Origin of the sequence: Leifsonia sp. RAF41 (assembly GCF_052114085.1) — a bacterium.
In the GTDB taxonomy this organism is placed as follows: Bacteria; Actinomycetota; Actinomycetes; order Actinomycetales; family Microbacteriaceae; genus Leifsonia.
Map to the genome: position 1 here is coordinate 1,277,154 of NZ_JBFREB010000001.1, position 17,993 is coordinate 1,295,146.

The 17,993-nt window shown below is 68.1% G+C and carries 19 protein-coding genes and 1 tRNA gene; 7 read left to right on the forward strand and 13 right to left on the reverse strand.

All coding sequences use genetic code 11. The annotated features are described in order from the left end of the window. Positions 1–9: 9 nt before the first annotated feature. On the reverse strand, positions 10–810 hold the full coding sequence (locus AB4Y74_RS06115; RefSeq protein ID WP_441798224.1) for an inositol monophosphatase family protein: 801 nt from the start codon (positions 808–810) through the stop codon (positions 10–12). A gap of 59 nt (positions 811–869) precedes the next feature. Here AB4Y74_RS06115 and AB4Y74_RS06120 point away from each other — a divergent pair, with 59 nt between their 5' ends. After that, complete coding sequence (locus AB4Y74_RS06120; RefSeq protein ID WP_441798225.1) at positions 870–1,226, forward strand: hypothetical protein; 357 nt, start codon at positions 870–872, stop codon at positions 1,224–1,226. Between the two features lie 13 nt (positions 1,227–1,239). Here the strand turns inward: AB4Y74_RS06120 and AB4Y74_RS06125 are convergent, their stop codons facing one another. Further along, positions 1,240–1,608, reverse strand: coding sequence for a DUF7882 family protein (locus AB4Y74_RS06125; protein ID WP_441798226.1), 369 nt, complete (start codon positions 1,606–1,608; stop codon positions 1,240–1,242). 215 nt (positions 1,609–1,823) lie between these two features. Between AB4Y74_RS06125 and AB4Y74_RS06130 the strand changes: the two genes are divergently transcribed. Next, entirely contained in the window at positions 1,824–2,930 is a 1,107-nt protein-coding gene (locus AB4Y74_RS06130; RefSeq protein WP_441798227.1) for an AI-2E family transporter, read from the forward strand. Between the two features lie 77 nt (positions 2,931–3,007). Further along, positions 3,008–3,083: transfer RNA gene (locus tag AB4Y74_RS06135), tRNA-Lys, on the forward strand. A 484-nt stretch (positions 3,084–3,567) separates the two neighbouring features. On the opposite strand, the gene AB4Y74_RS06140 is transcribed toward AB4Y74_RS06135, so the two are convergent. Beyond that, positions 3,568–3,759, reverse strand: coding sequence for a hypothetical protein (locus AB4Y74_RS06140; RefSeq protein WP_441798228.1), 192 nt, complete (start codon positions 3,757–3,759; stop codon positions 3,568–3,570). Positions 3,760–3,887: 128 nt separating this feature from the next. Here AB4Y74_RS06140 and AB4Y74_RS06145 point away from each other — a divergent pair, with 128 nt between their 5' ends. From AB4Y74_RS06145 to AB4Y74_RS06155, 3 genes are all read left to right on the forward strand, one after another. Beyond that, the gene (locus AB4Y74_RS06145; protein WP_441798229.1) at positions 3,888–4,049 is read left to right on the forward strand and encodes a hypothetical protein; all 162 of its coding nucleotides are present in this window, start codon (positions 3,888–3,890) and stop codon (positions 4,047–4,049) included. A gap of 106 nt (positions 4,050–4,155) precedes the next feature. Continuing rightward, positions 4,156–5,112 carry a hypothetical protein gene (locus AB4Y74_RS06150; protein ID WP_441798230.1) on the forward strand — a complete coding sequence of 319 codons (957 nt, stop codon included), beginning with the start codon at positions 4,156–4,158 and terminating at the stop codon, positions 5,110–5,112. After that, positions 5,109–5,342, forward strand: a complete 234-nt coding sequence (locus AB4Y74_RS06155; protein ID WP_441798231.1) for a hypothetical protein — start codon at positions 5,109–5,111, stop codon at positions 5,340–5,342. Before AB4Y74_RS06150 ends, AB4Y74_RS06155 begins: the two co-directional genes overlap by 4 nt. A gap of 388 nt (positions 5,343–5,730) precedes the next feature. Here AB4Y74_RS06155 and AB4Y74_RS06160 read toward each other — a convergent pair whose 3' ends face one another. From AB4Y74_RS06160 to AB4Y74_RS06205, 10 genes are read right to left on the reverse strand one after another with little or no spacing between them, the layout of a single operon-like run. Then, positions 5,731–6,675: an NAD(P)-dependent oxidoreductase gene (locus tag AB4Y74_RS06160; RefSeq protein ID WP_441798232.1), complete on the reverse strand. Its 945-nt coding sequence runs from the start codon at positions 6,673–6,675 to the stop codon at positions 5,731–5,733. Then, positions 6,615–7,853: an RNA polymerase sigma factor gene (locus AB4Y74_RS06165; RefSeq protein ID WP_441798233.1), complete on the reverse strand. Its 1,239-nt coding sequence runs from the start codon at positions 7,851–7,853 to the stop codon at positions 6,615–6,617. The genes AB4Y74_RS06160 and AB4Y74_RS06165 overlap by 61 nt, the downstream gene beginning before the upstream one ends. 38 nt (positions 7,854–7,891) lie before the next feature. Further along, the gene (locus AB4Y74_RS06170) at positions 7,892–8,233 is read right to left on the reverse strand and encodes a YciI family protein (RefSeq protein WP_441798234.1); all 342 of its coding nucleotides are present in this window, start codon (positions 8,231–8,233) and stop codon (positions 7,892–7,894) included. A 57-nt stretch (positions 8,234–8,290) separates the two neighbouring features. Next, positions 8,291–9,349 (reverse strand): glycoside hydrolase family 130 protein, encoded by a 1,059-nt coding sequence (locus AB4Y74_RS06175; RefSeq protein ID WP_441798235.1) that lies wholly within the window; start codon positions 9,347–9,349, stop codon positions 8,291–8,293. Then, positions 9,346–10,371 (reverse strand): hypothetical protein, encoded by a 1,026-nt coding sequence (locus AB4Y74_RS06180; RefSeq protein WP_441798236.1) that lies wholly within the window; start codon positions 10,369–10,371, stop codon positions 9,346–9,348. The genes AB4Y74_RS06175 and AB4Y74_RS06180 overlap by 4 nt, the downstream gene beginning before the upstream one ends. 14 nt (positions 10,372–10,385) lie before the next feature. Next, positions 10,386–11,300 carry a carbohydrate ABC transporter permease gene (locus tag AB4Y74_RS06185; protein WP_441798237.1) on the reverse strand — a complete coding sequence of 305 codons (915 nt, stop codon included), beginning with the start codon at positions 11,298–11,300 and terminating at the stop codon, positions 10,386–10,388. Then, complete coding sequence (locus tag AB4Y74_RS06190; protein ID WP_441798238.1) at positions 11,300–12,256, reverse strand: carbohydrate ABC transporter permease; 957 nt, start codon at positions 12,254–12,256, stop codon at positions 11,300–11,302. The genes AB4Y74_RS06185 and AB4Y74_RS06190 overlap by 1 nt, the downstream gene beginning before the upstream one ends. 2 nt (positions 12,257–12,258) lie before the next feature. Then, the gene (locus AB4Y74_RS06195; protein WP_441798239.1) at positions 12,259–13,551 is read right to left on the reverse strand and encodes an ABC transporter substrate-binding protein; all 1,293 of its coding nucleotides are present in this window, start codon (positions 13,549–13,551) and stop codon (positions 12,259–12,261) included. Beyond that, entirely contained in the window at positions 13,548–14,603 is a 1,056-nt protein-coding gene (locus AB4Y74_RS06200; protein ID WP_441798240.1) for a LacI family DNA-binding transcriptional regulator, read from the reverse strand. Before AB4Y74_RS06200 ends, AB4Y74_RS06195 begins: the two co-directional genes overlap by 4 nt. Then, on the reverse strand, positions 14,600–16,675 hold the full coding sequence (locus AB4Y74_RS06205) for a hypothetical protein (protein WP_441798241.1): 2,076 nt from the start codon (positions 16,673–16,675) through the stop codon (positions 14,600–14,602). Before AB4Y74_RS06205 ends, AB4Y74_RS06200 begins: the two co-directional genes overlap by 4 nt. Before the next feature lie 357 nt (positions 16,676–17,032). On the opposite strand from AB4Y74_RS06205, the gene AB4Y74_RS06210 reads away from it, so the two are divergent. After that, positions 17,033–17,977, forward strand: a complete 945-nt coding sequence (locus tag AB4Y74_RS06210) for a baeRF8 domain-containing protein (RefSeq protein ID WP_441798242.1) — start codon at positions 17,033–17,035, stop codon at positions 17,975–17,977. Positions 17,978–17,993 lie beyond the last annotated feature (16 nt).

Genomic DNA, 17,993 nt, shown 5'->3' on the forward strand with positions numbered 1-17,993 from the left:
CGGCGCGGTTCAGGCGAGCGCTTCCAGCAGGGCCGAGTGGATGGCGCCGTTCGACGCGAGAGACGACCCGTTCCCTGGGCCCGGGGTGCCATCCACCGAGGTGAACGTGCCACCGGCCTCCTCGACGATGGGGATGAGCGCGGCCAGGTCGTACGTCTTCACGCCGAACTCGCCCACGGCATCCAGGAGCCCTTCGGCGAGGAGCATGTAGGACCACATGTCGCCGTACGCGCGATCGCGCCAGACGCGCCGGGAGAGGGCGATGAGCCGGTCGAGGTAGCCGGCCTCGTCCCACTGGGCGATGCTCTGGAAACTGAGCGAGGCGTGCTCGAGGTCGGAGACCCCCGAGACACGGAGCGGGCGCGGCTCGCCGCCGGGCGCATCCGTCGTCCAGGCCCCACCTCCGGTGACTGCCCACCAGCGGCGTCCGAGGGCGGGTGAGCTGACCACACCGACGCGCGGCACGCCGTCGAGCGCCAGCGCGATCAGGGTGCCCCAGACCGGGACACCCCGAAGGTAGTTCGCGGTGCCGTCGATGGGGTCGATGATCCATTGCCGGGCGGTGTCGCCCTCCGTCCCGTACTCCTCGCCGAGGATGCCGTCGGCGGGGCGCTCGTCCGCGAGGGCCTCGCGGATGGCGCGCTCGACGGCGAGGTCGGCCTCGGTCACCGGTGAGCGGTCCGGCTTCGTCTCGACGTGGAGGTCCCGGTCGCGGAACCGGCTCACGGAGATCTGGTCGGCGCAGTCGGCGAGACGCAGGGCGAGTTGGAGGTCGGCCGCCAAGGGAAGCGACGCAGCGGTATCGGTCACGGCGTCGAGCCTAGCGGGCGGGCTTGGCAGCCCGTCCAGCGGAGGGTAGGTCTGGAGGCATGCGAAAGATCACGTACGCGGGGACCGCTTTCTACACCGGCGATGCGCTGGCCGAGGCACTGCTCGAGTACGCTCGGGCGCTCGCCCGGCACGACATCGCGGACACGGTGTTCGTGCTGGGGCGGACCACGCAGGGGGATGTGGACCAGATCGAGGTACTCCTCGGGCCGGCCAGCCAGATGGTCAGCGAGCCCATCGAACTCGTGGGCAGCGAGCTGGAGGATCCGGACATGGTGAGGCGCCTCGACGAGTTGACCGCTCAGTTGGCGCCGCGAAAGCCTGCGGCCGAGCGCTTCGACGAAGAGACCGGGAGGACCGCCGCCGACGGTCGCCCCGCCTTCGACGACCCCTTCTGAGGTCGCCTTCCGTTCAGCGCGCGGGAATGCCGACTCCTACGGTGAAAGGTTCGGCCGCCGAACCCAGACGCGCGGGACGCTGCATGAGTTCGCCCTCTTCGGCGGTCACGACGAGGCCGTGTGAACTGGCGGCCGATTCGGCCAGTTGGTCCACCCATTCCCGGTTGATGGCGGGCACGCGAGAGCCGTCGAACTTGAAATAGACCGGGATGCTCGGGTCGAGCCAGATGGTGCTGCGGCCGTCGCCCACCTCCGGCGCATCCCGCCAGGACATGGCGAACGACTCGCGTCTTCGGAGCTTGTTGACGATCACGATCTGAAGGTGAGCGAGAAGCCGATCCTCGAACTCGATGACGATGGAATCGTAGGTGAGAGTGCCCATGATGTGCTCCTCGGTCGAGCCAGCCAGCTCCTCGGTTGGGGCACCGGTGTGGGCTCAGTCTGTTCCTCTTCGAGCGGGAAAGATACCTTCGTCGCGGAGCGTGCAGGGGGTGCTCGGGCCGGCGACGCCCGCCGATGCCGTCCATCGGCCCTTGTTGCAAGCGGGCCGCTGCCAATACGCTCGCCCTAGCCCGGGCAGGCGGAAGCGGAGGCACCATGCGATACATCCGGAGACCGGTCAGCGCCTCCCACCCGGCCGCACCATCTCACGGTCAGGAACCCTTCGCCAGCCGCCGTCCGCTCCTCTTCGGCTACATCATCACCCTCGGTGCGATCGGTGCCGTCGCCACCGGATTCATGGTGTACGGACTCCGCTCGATCATCTTCACCGTCTTCCTCGCGATGTTCGCGACGGTGGGGCTCGACCCGCTCATCCGCTGGTTCCAGCGCCGGGGGATGAAGCGGGCCTGGGCGATCGTCACCGTCATCCTGCTCGTCGTCGCGCTGCTCGTCGCGATCATCTGGGTCGTCGTGCCCCTGATCGTGAACCAGATCTCGTTCCTCGCCACGGCGATCCCGAAAGAGGTGGCCGCCCTGCGGGCCCAGGGCTGGTTCGACTCCGCGAACGAAACGTCCAACGGCGTGCTCGGACAGGTGGTCGGCTGGATCTCCCAGGAGGCGCAGAACCCGAAGACCTGGGCGACGATCGGCAACGGTCTGGTCGGCTTCGGGCTGTCGGTGCTCAACGCGGTGACGACCGGCTTCTTCATCGCCATCCTGACCATCTACTTCATCGCGTCGTATGACTCGACCAAGGAGGCCGCGTACCGTCTCGTGCGCCGCTCCCATCGCGCCAGCTTCGAGAGCTACGCGGAGCGCATCCTGCAGAACTTCGGCAAGTACCTCAGCGGGATGGTTGTGCTCGCGTTCTGCAACTCCGTCTACAGCCTGATCCTGTTGCTCGCCACCGGGGTGCCCGGCGCGTTCCTGATCGCATTGGCGGCCTTCTTCATCACCCTGATCCCGCTGATCGGGACCGTGCTGACCACAGCGGTCATGTCGGTGCTCGCGTTCATCCACTCGCCGGTCAGCGGCGTCGTGGTGCTGCTGCTGATGCTCGTCTACATGCAAGTGGAGGCGTACATCCTCACCCCGCGGGTGATGGGCAAAGCGGTGCAGGTGCCCGGATCGGTGGTCCTGATCTCCGCGCTGGCCGGTTCGACTCTGTTCGGGCTGCCCGGCGCACTGGTCGCGATTCCCATCTCGGCCGGCATCATCCTGGTCATCAAAGAGATCGTGATGCCCCGAAAAGACCGCACCTGAACCGAGCGGCCCTCGATTGGCAACCGACGCCGATCGGATGCTAGTGTTGAGCCTCGGTTCGGGTAACTGAACCGGATGCGCCTCTAGCTCAATCGGCAGAGCAATTGACTCTTAATCAATGGGTTCAGGGTTCAAGTCCCTGGGGGCGCACCACACACCGCGAGGTGCGAGAAGCCCCCGATTCCTTGGAAACACAGGGAACGGGGGCTTCTTCGCTTTAGCCGAGCGGTTTCCCTGCACGGGCATTACCGCGAACGAGAGCGACGTAAGGAAGACCGTTTCGCGGCTCTGCCCAATCGGCTTCCTCAGCCACGACCCGCCGGGGTCCAGTGACCACCGTTTGACTTGGCCATATCAGCCAGCAGAGCTCGTTCGCATTCTCAAGTAGCACTAGACGCAGGCTTTCGCTCGATCGCAACTTCATCTGGCGTTCTGAAAGCCTGAAGTTCGAACCGCGAAGGAGCCAGAGAAACTCGTAGAGTCCCACCGCGCCCACGTCCAGCAAGTCACGCACCTCGCCGACGAGCCACATCGTGGCCGTGTCCGACTGCGGACCCTGGTCGCCGGTGTCTGGGATCCCCACCCGTGTTCTCCGTTCGAGTCGTGACTCGCAAAACACCGTGAGAGTATCCGACGCTTACGGGTTCGTCGGGATCCGGCCTGTCCGTGTCGACTCTAGCTGGCGGGTCTCGCGCTCGTGCTTTCGCAGCGCTGAGAGCACTGCACCTCGAATGATGGCCCAGAGGATGAGGAGGCCGATAAGGGTGAAGAGCAGCCATGCCGAGATGTACATGACGAGGATCAGAGTCGGTGTCTCGGGAGAGGGCATTGCGTCAGCCTATCGAGCGGCACCACTCCGTCCCCAGCGCGCGAACAGGGGCCAAAAGCTGAACCGCTGGTTTCAGACCGGCATCGTCTATGTGACGCAACACGCCGTTATGGGGTGCGGATAACGGCGTGTTGCGTCACATCGATGCTCGCGGTCAGCGGTCGCGGGCGATGACGACCGGGCCCTTCATCGAAGCGATCGACGCGATCGGTGCGATCGACGTCAGCGACAGCAGGTCGAGCAGCGATTTCTCGTCGGTCGCATCACGATACGGAGACTCCCTCGTCTAACCAGGTGACGGGGGCGATCTCCGTTACGGTCGCGGACGGCCGATCTTTCCGCTTGCGGGTGAGGATCAAGGGTTCGCGCGTTCGACGAAGAACGGAAGGGCATTCCATGCGGAAACCTCTTGCAAGGAAGTCGACAGCGAAGATACGGACGGGATGCGCCGTCGTGGCGTCTTCGATGATTGTGTTGGGATTGCTCGTCGCAGCGCCGGCCGTTGCCGATACCGGTACAGAAAGCCCGCTGGCGGCAGTAGTAGAGGCAACGCCGGAGACGGCCAACGATGCCGCGCAGGTTGTCACTCGTACCACCGGCGAAAATGCAATCGACGCGACTGTGTCGGACGTGCGCATCGTGGTCCCGACCGACCCAACCGATGACATCTCGCTCGAAACCGAGGGAGGGGCGTTCTCCGTGTTGCTCCCGTTTTCGGAGGAGGCCGATGATGCGTCCGTGGAGAAGCGCGGTGTCGTGTCTTACGACAACAACAACGGCTCCGTCTCAGTCCCTGTTGTGACCAACGACGGCTCTTTGCAGATCAACACGGTCATCGCTAACCCGACGGCACCCACGCGGTACGGCTACGAGTTGACGATCCCGGACGGCGGCCAGATCGTGCCAGCCGGTGAAGCCTTCTTCGTTGTGAACGCGGACGGCGAGCCGGTGACGGTCATCAACCCACCGTGGGCGAAGGATGCGAGAGGTGCACAGATCCCGACGCGCTACGAGCTCAGTGGGACGACGCTGACGCAGGTGGTGGACTTGTCGGCGGTGTCGGCGTTCCCGGTGGTCGCTGACCCGCAATTCGCGTGGTACGGACCGATGCCTTCCGTGAAGCTCGCTCGGGCTGAGACAAAGACCGCAACGACACTGACCGGGATGGCGACGGTGTGCGGCTGGGTGGCTCGGTACACGAGCTACGTCGGCGGCGCGTTGTGTGCAGCGAACGCCGGTTCCATCATCTACAACGCACAGCGCATCTACTTCACGGAGAAGCGTTGCGCGCAGTTGCTCATCGCGCCCGGAGTCATCGGCACCGTCGGCTACTCCGGAGGCTACTGCAAGTGAGTCTGCGCGATGTGTTCGGCTTCGACGTGAGGCGAGCGATCAACGCCACGCGCCCCCGGCGCATCGCGTCGTTTGGGTCAATGCTGGTTCTGGTGGCGCTGGCGATCGCCTTTCGCGCTGTAGCGCCCTGGTGGGTGTGGCCCGCGCTGCTTGTTCTTGAAGGCGTTGTGTTCCTAATTCTCGGGAACCGTTGGGCAGCGAAGGATGCTCTTCGACGGGAGCAGGACTAGCCCGGGGGAATGGTGCAGAGCGAATCTGCACCATTCCTCGCCTTATCGGCGAAAATTGCCTAGGAAGCTGTCCGCGATTGCGCTCAGGACCTCAGCCACACGAGAGAACCACAGCCGTACCCTCCATGCCCGTCCGGAGTCGCGTTCTTCCATCGCGACCTCCTAACGACGGTCGCTAAATGTTGCGTGCCGTCGCCTCAGCCTACGGGTGAGCCACAACGCACTCTGATCTCGACGGCCGTCCCCGAGACGCCGCAAATGGCGAGCGCTTGCCCCGACCGTGGGGCGCACCTCTTTTACGCTGTCGGCGGCAGCGGCATCTATGTGACGCAACACGCCGTTAAGCGGTGCGGGATAACGGCGTGTTGCGTCACATAGATGCGCGCGGTCAGCGGTCGCGGGCGATGACGGAGAAGTCCTTCTCGCCGTGGCCGGCGTCGATGGCGCGCTGCAGCTCGGCTGCGACGAGGGCTGCGGCGGGGAGCGGAGTGTCGGCGGTGGCGAGCATCAGGCGGAGGTCCTTGGCGAGAAGGGCGGCGGAGAACTGGGTGTCGTCGAAGTCGCCGGAGGAGACAACCGGGCCCTTCATCGCCGCGATCGGTGCGATCGACGTCAGAGACAGCAGGCCGAGCACCTCATCGGGGGTGAGGCCGCCTGCCTCGCCCAGGCGCAGGGACTCGCTGAGCGCCTCCATCGAGATGGCGAGCGCCAGGTTCGCGACCAGCTTCGCGGCCGCGGCCTTGGCCGGGGTGTCGAAGGTGCGGATCTTGTCCGGGTCCGCCCACAGGCCCACGATTCCGCGGGCCTGACGCACCGCGTCGTGCTCGCCGCCGATCAGCACCGCGAGACTCCCGGCCCGCGCGGGGGCGAGCGAGCCGACGACGGGGGAGTGGACGTAGCGGATCCCCGCAGGCGCGGCCCGGGATGCGAACTCGTCGGCATCCGCGGGCGCGACCGTCGTCACATCGATCCACAGAGCTCCGCGGGGGATCGGCAGCGCCTGTTCGATCACGATCGAGCGGACCGCATCCGGTCCGAAGAGCACCGTGAGAATGGCGTCGGCTCCCTCCACCGCCTCGGCCGGGGAGGAGGCGATCGTGGCCCCGCGGCGGCCGACGGTCTCGGTCGGCTCGGGCGAGCGGTTCCAGGCCGAGACGTTGTGGCCTGCGTCGATCAGGTGGGTGACGAGCTCACGACCCATGCGGCCGAGCCCGAGCAGCGCGATGTCCATGCCGTCCACTCTGCGCCCGGCACCGCGCGGATGGAAGGGGGTCAGGCCGACAGGGAGTCGCGGCGGCGCTCCAGGAACCGGCGCTCGGCGTCGCCGGCGCACAGCGAGGCGGCGACGCTGTACTCATCGAATGCCTCCGCAGACCGTCCTGCCCGGGCGAGCAGCCCGGCACGGATGCCGTGCAGCAGGTAGAACCGTGCCAGCGGCTGCCGCAGCGGTTCGATCGCCGCGAGCGCCTCATCCGCCCCGTCCACCTCGGCGACGGCCACCGCGCGGTTGAGCGCGACGATCGGCGTCGGGGCGACCCGCAGCAGCTGGTCGTACAGCGTGACGATCTGCGGCCAGTCGGTCGCCTCGGCCGTCCTGGCGTCGTCGTGCACCGCCTGGATGGCCGCCTGCAGTTGGTACGGACCAGGCCGGCCGCGGAGCAGGCAGTCGCGCACCAGGGTGTGCCCCTCGGCGATGGTGGCGGGGTTCCACAGCGAACGGTCCTGGTCGGGAAGGGGGATGAGCGCCCCCGTGGCGTCGGCGCGGGCAGCGCGGCGCGCATCCACCAGCAGCAGGAGCGCCAAAAGGCCGAGCACCTCCTCCTCGTCGGGGAGCAGCGACCGGAGAACGCGCGCGAGGCGGATCGCCTCGTCGCACAGCTCCTCCCGGATCAGCCGGTCGCCGGCGCTGGCGGCGTAGCCCTCGCTGAACACGAGGTACAGCACCGCGAGCACCGAGCGGAGACGACCGGGCAGGTCGGACGCCGAGGGGATGCGGTACGGGATGCGCGCATCGCGGATCTTGGCTTTCGCGCGGGAGATCCGCTGCGCCATCGTCGGCTCGGGCACCAGGAACGCGTGGGCGATCTCGGCCGTGGTGAGTCCGCCGAGCAGACGGAGTGTCAGGGCGACCCGGGACTCGGGCGCGAGTGCCGGGTGGCAGCACGTGAAGATCAGGCGGAGGCGGTCGTCCGCGATCTCGTCGGGCTCCTCTGCTTCTGCGGCCGTCAGCTGGTTCAGGATCGCCGCTTCGGCCTCCTTCTCACGGCCCACCGCGTCCCGCCGGAGCCGGTCGATGGCACGACGGCGCGCGGTGGTGATGATCCAGCCGGCCGGGGCCGGTGGGATGCCGTCGCGCGGCCAGCGCTCGGCGGCGACGACGAACGCCTCTTGCACCGCGTCCTCGGCACGGTCGAGATCGCCGAGGACGCGGTACAGCACGGAGACGGCGCGGCCGTACTGCTCGCGGAAGGTGGGCGCGATACCGAAGTCGTCCATCGCGGGGTCGTCCATCTCGGGGTCGTCCAATCGCGTCGACGTCCATCCTGTCCTCAGTCGGCGAACGGCCGTACTTCGATGGGCAGCGTGGTTGCGAGCGCCACCCGGCGGCCCCACTCGAGTGCCGCATCCAGGTCGGGGACGTCGACGATGGTGAAGCCGCCGAGGTGTTCCTTGCCCTCCGCGTAGGGCCCGTCGGTGATCAGCACGTCGCCGTCCTGTGGCCGCAAGACCGTCGCGGAGGACGCAGGCAGCAGACCTTCCGAGAACACCCACACGCCGGCGTTCCGCATGTCGACATTCACCGCCGTCACGTCGCGGTCGATCCGGGCCATCACCGCAGGCTCCGGGATGGGGCCGTCGGGCTGGTAGACGCTGAGCAGGTACTGGGTCATGATGGTGATCCTCTCCGAGCGCGGCGCGCTCTCACCGTCTACACGAACGCGATCCTGCTATTTCGACACAGCCCGCTCCAGTCGCGCCACCCCGATCTTCGAGTCCGCCATGCCGTAGAAGACCCAGTCGCGGCCATCGACCGTCTCGATGGCGGTCGGGAACACGACGTTCGGCACGATGCCGCTTCGTTCGTCCTCGGTCTCGGCGGAGAGCAACGGCTCGGTGGTGCGGTCGATCACCCGCCACGGTTCGTCGGCGTCCAGGATCATCGCGCCGGCCGCGTAGTTCACGTTCTTCTGCTGCGCGACACCCGACTCCAATCGTCCGGTGACGCCGTGATGGAGCAGCAGCCAGCCCTCCGGAACGCGGCGAGGAGCGGGACCAGCGCCGATCTTCAGCTCCTCGAACGGGAATTCCGGTCCGGCCAGGAAGCGGTTCTGCCGCCAGTGCGCCAGCTCGGAGAGATCGCGCTGCACGGCGTCGAGGGGGATGAACGCGATCCAGATGCTGGGGCGCGTCTCGCCGGTGGGTGGATGCTCCCCTTCGCCGGGCCGGATGTCGCCGAGGTCCCACACCGGCCGGTGCAGCACGGCCAGACTCGGCGTGCCGTCGGGCGCGGTGACCGGTTCCGGGAAGAACACGGTGTCCTTGTTGAGGAACAGCGCCAGGTCGATCCCGAGCGCATCGTCGTACTCGAACGAGACCGGACCGAGTCGCCGCCACGCGCGCAGGTCGTCGGAGACGGCGACGGCCGTGCGCGGCCCGAGCGGACCGTAGGCCACGTAGGTCATGACATGCAGCCCGAGCGCGGGGATGAACGTGATGCGCGGGTCCTCGACGCCGGCGTTGCTGCGTCCACGTTCGAACGGCCGGTCGGGCTCCAGCACGACGCCTTCGCGCTCGACGGCGACGGGGATGCCGTCCTCGATCACGACGCGGGCGAGACCGACACGGGAGACGTTGCCCTCGGCGACCAGTCGCGGGAGAAGGTACAGTTCGCCGTCGGGACCGCGCCCGGACGCCGGATTGAGCACGCCCTCCGCCTCGAGAGGGTCGCCCTCCGCGGGAGTCATGACGACGCCTGCGCGGGCGAGTCGATATGGGAACAGGGTCATGCGTCCACCTCCTGGTAGAAGTACAGTTCGCGGGCGTCCTTCGGGGCGTCCCAGCCTTGGGCGAAGGACCAGCGGCCGCCGATCTTCTGCAGTCCGCCCCAGGCGAGTGAGCCGCCGCGGTTGAGCTCCAGCTGGGTGAAGGGCTCGTCGAGCCGGTAGAGCGCTTGGGCGGCGGCGAAGTCGCCGTGCTCGTCGGCGTAGAAGAAGTCGAGCACGAGGCGGTCGTCGTCGACGACCGCGCAGGCGACCTCGAACAGGGAGCCGGCCAGCGGCGTCAGGTCGAGATAGGGCTGAGTCTCGAACCGCCAGTCGAGCCCGTCCGCGGAGCGTCCGATCGTGGGGCGGCCGCCGCATCCCTCCGACAGGAACATCAGGTAGTCGCCGCCGATGCGGACGGCGCGGCCTTTCGCGTCGCGGGGGAGGACGGCGCCCTTGGCCCAATACTCGGAGACGTCGTACGGGACGACCAGCCCACGCTTCTTCCAGTGTTCGAGATCGTCCGAGACGGCGGACATGATGTCGACCGCCACCGAGCCGTCGTCACGCCGCCAGATCGCGTTGTAGAACAGCACGTAGCCGTCGTCGAGCGCGTAGATCTTCGGGTCCTCGCACCCCAGTGTCTCGTTCGCGAGCGTGGGATAGATCACCGGGTTCGCCGGGGAGTCGCGCCAGGCGCCGCGCTGGCGGACGGCGTGACCGATGCGGCTGGCGGTCGACTCCTTGCGCGGCGACGCGCGATAGAACAGGTGCAGTTCGTCGCCGCGCTCGATCACCGTCGGATTGAAGATGGAGTCGCTCGTCCATCCGATGCCGGTCGGGTCGTCCCACTGCCCCTCCAGTCGGAAGGTCAGCTCGTCGTCGCGGTGAAAAGGTCCGATCGCCCACGTGGGACGCTCGGGATACTGCGCAGAGAACTGGTCGGTCGAGATCCGATCGGTGAGCGCGTTGGTGTGAGCCAGCGCCTCGCGATAGCTGGCCAGCAGAGCATCGTGCTCCGCCGATGCGGTGTGCAGGTCGTTCATGGTTCCTTGTCTGGTCAGCCCTTGACGGACGAACCGAGGTCGCTCGAGGTGAAGTAGCGCTGGAAGACGATGAACAGCACAACGACCGGGGCCGCCAGCACCACCGCGCCGGCGAGGATGGCGCCGTACGGGTTGGAGGTGGAGCCGGAGACGGTCGAGATGTAGTTCGCCAGCGAGACGGCCAGCGGCTGCAGGCTCGCCTCCTTCGTGATCAGGAACGGCCAGAGGAACTCGTTCCACGGGCCGATGAAGGTCAGGAGCAGCGCGGTGACGAGCGCCGGCCGGACCAGAGGGAGGGCGATCCGCCACAGCAGGGTGAATTCGCCGGCGCCGTCGATCCGCGCCGCGTCGAACAGCTCGCGGGGCAACTGGAGGAAGTACTGCCGGAAGATGAGCACCGCGGCCGAGTTGATCGCGAACGGGAGGATCATGCCGAGGTAGTTGTCGGCGAGCCCGTAGTTGCGCGCGATGAGCACGTACAGCGGGATCATCAGCAACTGGAACGGGATGGTCTGCACCAGCAGCGCCAGCGCGAACGTCGCACCGCGGCCACGCCACTGCAGGATCGCGAGCGAGTATCCGGCCAGCACGCCGAACACGATCGTCCCGAGCAGCACGCCACCGGTGAAGATCCCGGAGTTCACGAGACCGGTGAGCAGGTTGATGCGCGAGTTGATGTTGGCGTAGTTGTTCAGGGTCAGGTTCGCGGGGTTCGGAAAGGCGCCGGCGACCGTCGTGTCCGGCGAGGCCTGGAGGGACCCGACGAACATGTAATAGAACGGGAACAGGAACGCGACCGCGCCGATGGCCAGCACGATCCCTTGCACGATCGCCTGCCTGCGGCTCAGGTGCCGCGGTGTTGCGAGGTCGCGTCGGCCCTTGCCGCGGGGCGACTGCTCGGCGGTGGTGCGTGGGGCTGTCTGCGTCATCAGTCCCTCCCTCCTACGAAGCGGTTTTGGAGCCAGCCGATGATGAGTACGCCGATCACGAGGATGACGCCGATGGCGGAGGCGTAACCCGGGTGGCCCTGCTGGATGCCCTGTTGGTAGATGAGCAGCACGGGGCTGGTGGAGTGCCCGTCCGGGCCGCCGCCGCCGGTCAGCAGGTACGGTTCCGTGAACAGGTTCGCGCCGGTGATCGTGGCGAGCAGCAGCACCAGGACGGTAGCGGTGCGGACCCCGGGCACGGTCACCGAGAAGAACTGGCGCACCTTGCCCGCGCCGTCGGTCGCGGCCGACTCGTACAGCTCGGTCGGCACATTCTGGAGCGCCGCCAGGTACAGCAGGATGTAGAACCCGAGACCCTTCCACGTCACGTAGATCGCGATGGTCGGCATGGCGAGGGCCGGATTCGAGAACCAGCTGGGGCTCGGGGCGAGCGGCCCCAGGATGTGGTTGACCAGCCCGTTCTGCCCGAACAGGAAGAGCCACACGCCGATGATCGCGACGCTCGCCGTCACATATGGGACGTAGTAGCTCGTCCGCAGGAAGGTGCGGAAGCGCGTGATGCTGTTGAGCCCGGAGGCGAGCAGCAGCGACAGCACGACCGTGAGCGGCACGTTGATGATCAGGAAGATCCCCACGTTGCCGAACGACTGCAGCACAGCAGGGTCCGTGAGCGCCTGAACGTAGTTGTCCAGGCCGACGAACGGCCGGTCGACGGTCGCGCCGGGCGCTGCGAAGAAGTAGTCGAAGAACGACATGTACACCGCGAAGCACAGCGGGAACGCGAAGATCGTCAGCACGAAGACGATGTACGGCGCTCCGAGCAGCCAGCCGAGCGGATTCTTGCCGAGGATGCGCTGCGCGATCGGCGCGCGGTGGCGCCGGCCGGGGCCGGCGGCGGGCGTGGTGCCCGCCGCCGGGCGTGTCGAGAGCGTGCTCATGGCTACTTCTGGGCCTGCAGCTTGTCGATCTTCTGGGCTGCGGCCTTGAACGCGTCCTCGACCGATCCGCTGCCGTTGACGACCGCCTTCGTGTAGGCATCACGCAGTGCCTGCATCTGGGCGATGGTGTTCGTACCCGTCGGGTCGTCCGTGGTGTGGGCGCTCTGGATTCCGAACTCCTTGTAGGCCGGGTGCGAGCTGAAGTAGTCCGCGAAGGTGGTGGCGACATCCGTCCGGATCGGCATCTGGCCGGTCACGTCGAGCAGCTTGCCGTCCTGCGCCTTGCTGGTCGCGAACTTGATCACATCCCACGCGGTGCCCTGGTTCTTGCACGAGGTGTACATGCCGATGTTCTTCGCATCCGGGAAGGTGTAGGTCTCGTCGGCCGACTTGCCGTCCTTGGTGGGGACGGGAACCGAGCCCCACTGCACCTTGTCGCCATAGAACGCGATGGCCCACGGTCCGACGATCGCCATGGCGGCCTTGCCGTCGGCGAACGCGTCACCCTGGTACTGCTCCTTGCCGGCCAGGTTGCTGCTGTAGATCTGCTTCCAGAAGTTGGCCACATCCATCGAGGCCGCGCTGGTGACCGTCGCCTTGCCGTCCTCGATGAAGGTCTTGCCGCCGGTCTCTGCGGCGAGCAGCGGCAGGTAGTCGAAGTTCACCTGGTAGAACTCGCTGGTCGGCGCCGGGTAGATGGCGAAGGGCGCGGCACCGGAGGACTTGATCTTCTCCGCGGCCGCCTGGAATTCGGCGTAGGTCGACAGCTTCGGGTTCTCCGGGTCGAGCCCGGCCTTCTGGAAGATCGCCTTGTTGTAGAAGATCATCACGGGGTTCTGCTTCCACGGCATCTGGTAGTAGTCGCCGTCCGCCGACTTGTACTGGTCGGCGGCCTGGCCGCTGCGCGCCTCGATGTACTTCGCCCCGTCGGAGAACTTCGACAGGTCGACGAGGCCCCCCTGCTTCTGCCACTGACCGGTGGCGGCGGGGAGGTTGTTGAAGACGAGGCACGGCGTCGTGCCGGCGGTGATGGCAGCGCCGATGACTTCCTCAGTGCTCTTACCGGCGGGCACCTCCTGAGCCTTGATCTGCTCCTTGGGATGCGCGGAGTTCCAGGCCGAGACCATGGACTTGCCCCACTGCACCTCCTGCTCGTTGTTGGAGTACCAAATGGTGATGGGGCCGTGCGCCTTCATGGCGTCACTGGAGCCCCCTCCGCTGGAGCCGCACGCGGCCAGAGTGCCGGCGATGAGGCCGGCGGTCAGGAGGGAGACGACGATTCGACGCTTTCTCATGGGTTTGCCTTTCGGGATGGGATTTCTGTTGAGCGAGCGGCCGGCGGCGCCGTCGAGGCGCGCACGACCAGCCGGGCGGGGGGAAGGGCGACGTCGGCCGGTTCGCCGTCCTCCACCAGCCGCAGCAGTGCGGTGGCAGCGGCGATGCCCCAACCGGCGGGGTCGTTGTCGAGGGTGGTGAGGGACGGGTAGACGAACGAACCGATCTGGGATCCGTCCAGCCCGGTGACCGAGAGCCCGCCCGGAAGGTCGAGCCCGCGTTCGTGTGCGACGCCCATCCCGGCGATCGCCATCGGGTCGTTCCCGTAGACGATGGCGGTGGGGCGGTCCTCTGTCTCGAGCAGGTCTTTGGTGACCCGGGCGCCCTGCTCGGGAGAGAAGTCGGTGGCGATGATCAGTGGGGCAATTCCCGCCGCGTGCGCCGCGCGCTCGAAGCGCTCGCGCCTGCGCAGTCCGTGCAGCATCCGCTCGTCGCCGGAGACGTGGGCGATGCGGCGGTGCCCGAGCCCGACCAGGTGGGCGACGAGGTCGTCGATGCCGGAGTCGTAGTCGCGGGTGATCACCGGGAAGGGGCTGCCGCCGGGAGGTGCGCCGAGCGACACGGCGAACGAGCCGAGCCGCTCGATGAGGGGGATGCGCGCATCCTCCGCCAGGAGGTCGGTCAGCAGGAAGCCGTCGACCCGTTTGTCGGCAGCGAGGCGGGCGTACGCCCGCTCTTCCGCCTCCTGGTCGGGGACGACGGTCAGCACGAGCACGTTGCCGCGCTCGGCGAGGACGGTCTCGACGCCGGCGATGAACGCGGCGAAGAACGGGTCCACCTCGATGGTGCGGGTTTCGCGGCGGAGCACGAGGCCGAGCGCGTACGCGCGCCGGGTGGTGAGACCGCGGGCGCCGGGGTGGGGTGTCCAGCCGAGCTCCTGCGCGGTCTGCAGGATGCGTTCCCGCGTCTCGCTCTTCACGCCGGGGCGGTCGTTGAGCGTGAGCGAGACGAGCGACTTGCTCACGCCCGCCACGCGGGCGACGTCGTTGATCGTGACGCTGGCCGGGCTCACCGCGGGCTCACCGTCGTGAAGCCGCCCGGCAGGACCAGCACGAAGCCGTGCGCGCCGACCGTCTGGGCGCGCCCGACCTGACGGCCGGCGGAGTCGTAGCTCGTCGCGGTGACCGGACCGGTCGCGTCGATCTTGTGGGGCACGGGCAGCTTGGTCGCGTTCACGTAGACGTCGAGGCTTGTAGTGCCCGCGAGTCCCAGGTGGGAGACGACCGGCTGTACGAGCACGGCATCCAGCCGGGCCGTGCCGCTGACCGTCGCCGTCACGGTCGTCGCCTGAGCGGGAACGGGCACGGGAAGTGTCTGCGGCAGCAGGAAGACAGGGCTCGGGGCGATGCCCTGGGCGCCGGCGCGGACGTTGTCCGTGCGGCCGAGAGGCAGCGTGAAGCGTCCGACGGAGGTCGTCCAGCTCGTCGTTCCTGCGCCTCCGGGCCCGAGGTCGGCGATCGGCAGGATGCGCGCGGCGGGGTGACCCGCGGGGAGCGTCAGCGTCACGGTCGAGCCCGCGTCCGCCTGCAGGTACGCGCCGCCCGACCAGTTGGCCGAACCCGTCCACGCGGACGGCGGGGTGACGGTGGTGACCGGGCCCGTCGTGGTTCCGCTCTCCGCCTCGACGACCTTCAGTCCGTCGGTGGCTGTCGTGCGGGTGAGGGAGGTGGCGGCGCGGGCGATGGCTGGATGCGCATCCAGCGCCAGCATGCTGAGCTGCGTGTGGATGACCGACTCGGCCCCGCAGTTGTGGTTGATCGTGCCGTCGGCGGCGATGCCGTCGACGCAGACTCCGGTCGCCGGATCGTAGGCAGGAGCCCCGGCACGGTTGGCACCGAAGTACCAGGCGGCCTGCGCTCCGGCGAGTGCTGCCAGGCCCGCGGCACCGGTCGCGTCGGAGGCCGCGATCAGGCTCTCGAGGCGAGAGTCCACTCCGTACGCGATCTGGGTGCGATCGGCCGGGGTGGGCGTCCAGCCGTTGTCCGGGCCGCCCGTCGCCAGCAGTTGCGCGGTGAACTGGGCGACGTCGGTGGTCGCCGCCTTCTGCAGGCCGCTGTCACCGAGCACTCGGGCCGCGGCGGTGAGTGCGGCGGGCTGCATCCCCGCCCAGGCGTGCCAGAAGGTGGGGGAGTTCGCCTCGGGCAGCAGAGCGCCGAACGGCCACTGGCCGACGCCTCCGCTCTGCAGCTTCGCGATGCCTTCGGCGTAGTGTGCGAGCGCGGTTCGTGCGGCCTGGTCGCTCGGCTTCGCGCCCGAGTACGCACTCAGGCCGAGCACGGCCTCCGCGGTGGCGCCGGCGCTGCCGACGATCAGCCAGCCCGGCACTGTCACTCCGTTGGCGACCTGTGTCTGCGGGTACTGCGCGAGCGATTGCCGCTGCAGAGCGGAGACGGCCAGGTCCATCCGCTGGCCGAGGAACGACGCGAACGCCGGGTCGGCCGAGCGGAAGCCGGCATAGCCCTCGCCGAGCGCCCAGACGGTGCGCGCCAGCCAGAACGACTCGGCCGAATCGGACGGGTCCGGGAGCTCCTTCGGGATGGCCGAGGGGTTCAGGGTTCCATCGTGCTGCTGCCAGAGCACCACATTGCCGGCGTTCGGCCCGTCCGCGGTCTGCAGGTACGTGAGCGAGCGGAGCAGCTCGTACGCGGTCGTCCGGCTGGACGCCGTACCGTTCTGCTTCCAGTCGCGCAGATAGACGACGGCGGCGCGCGAGATGTCGTCAGCGTCGTACGCACCCTGCGCGTACCAGCCGCGCGCGGGATCCGTGACGGGACCGCCCCCGACGCGATGGAAGGTACCGTCGGACTGCCGGTCGGCATAGACCCACGGCGCCCGCGCCGTCGGCTCCTCGGCCGCGCGGTAGGTCGTGTGACCGGGGACGCCCGCGAGGAGCGGCACATCGTCGAGCAGGAAGTCGAGGTGCGACAGATTCGTCAGCTTCGGCACAGCGGAAGCGGCCGAATGAGACGTCGCGGGAGCGACCATCGCGGCCTGCGCGGGCAGCGCGACAGCCGTGACGGCGAGCGCTGCGCCCAGAGTAAAGGCGAGCGCCGCCCGCGGCATGATCAGTTGTCGGCTACGCATCGTTGCGACCCCTCAAGGTTGTGCGGCTGGCGGTCCAAGCCGTCATCTAAACCGGTTTAAAGGACGGTAGGCGCGGTCGTGAGGAAAGTCAACATGACTCTTGTGAAGGTCCCTAGCGCGCGACGAGACTGGCGGGACCGCGACCGACGACGCCGCACCGACGGGGCAGGAGGACCACCTGTGGAGTACAAAGACATTCCCACCAAGGCCGACGTCGAAAGGATCTCCGCCCTCCGGCAACCGGGTTGCGTGAGTATTTACCTGCCTACCGGGACAACACCGGCGGAGGCGGATCGGGCGCGCATCGAGCTCAAGAATCATCTCGGCACCGCGGTCAGAGCGCTCCAGGAGCTGGGGTTGGCACGCTCGCGCGTCCAGTCGATCCAGACCGAGGGGGAGCGCATCCTGGAGGATCGCGATTTCTGGCGGTACCAGTCGCGCTCTCTCGCCGTCTTCCTCGACGGCGACCTGGCGGAGACCTTCCGCCTCCCCAACAGGCTCAGCACCGCGTGCGAGATCGCGGACCGGTTCTACGTGAAGCCGCTGCTGCGCGCGCTGACCTTCCCGCAGTCGGCGCTCATCCTCGCTCTGGCGGGAAACTCCGTGCGGTTGCTGCACATCACCCCTGACCGCCCCGCGGAGCGGATGGACGTGCCGGGGATGCCGCGCGACGTCGCCGACGCGGTCGGGCTCGCTTCGGTGAGCGGTCGCTCGCCCGACGGGCGGATTCAGGGTTCGGAGGGCCAGAAGGTGAGGATGCTGGAGTACGCGCAGGCGATCGAACGCGCTCTCCACCCGCTCCTCGCGAACTCGACCGAGCCGCTGATCCTCGCCGCTGCGGAGCCGCTCGCGGGCATCTTCCGTGGGGTCAGCGACTATCCGCGGCTGGTGGCCGAGACGATCGCCGGCAACCCCGAGGACAAGACGGATGAGGAACTCGCCGGCGAGGCCAGGGGCGTGCTCGACCGGCTCTACGCCGGCAAAGTCGCCGCGCTGCGGGAGGCGTACGAAGCACGCATCGCCGCCGGAACGGCGCTGGTCGACCTGAGCGACATCGCCCGTGCGGCGACTTTCGGTGCCGTCGAGTCGCTCGTGATCGACATCGACCGCCGGGTGCCGGGGACGGTCGACGACGAGACGGGAGCGATCACCCTGGACGACGAGGACGAACCCGGCGAGTACGGCGTCGTGGACGAGATCCTGCGGCGGGCGCTCGGGTCGAAGGCGAAGGTCTATGCGTTGCGCGCGGAGGACGTTCCCGGAGGAGGAGCAGCGGCCGCCGCGGTGCGCTATCCGGTCTGAGCGTCGGCCCGAGCCG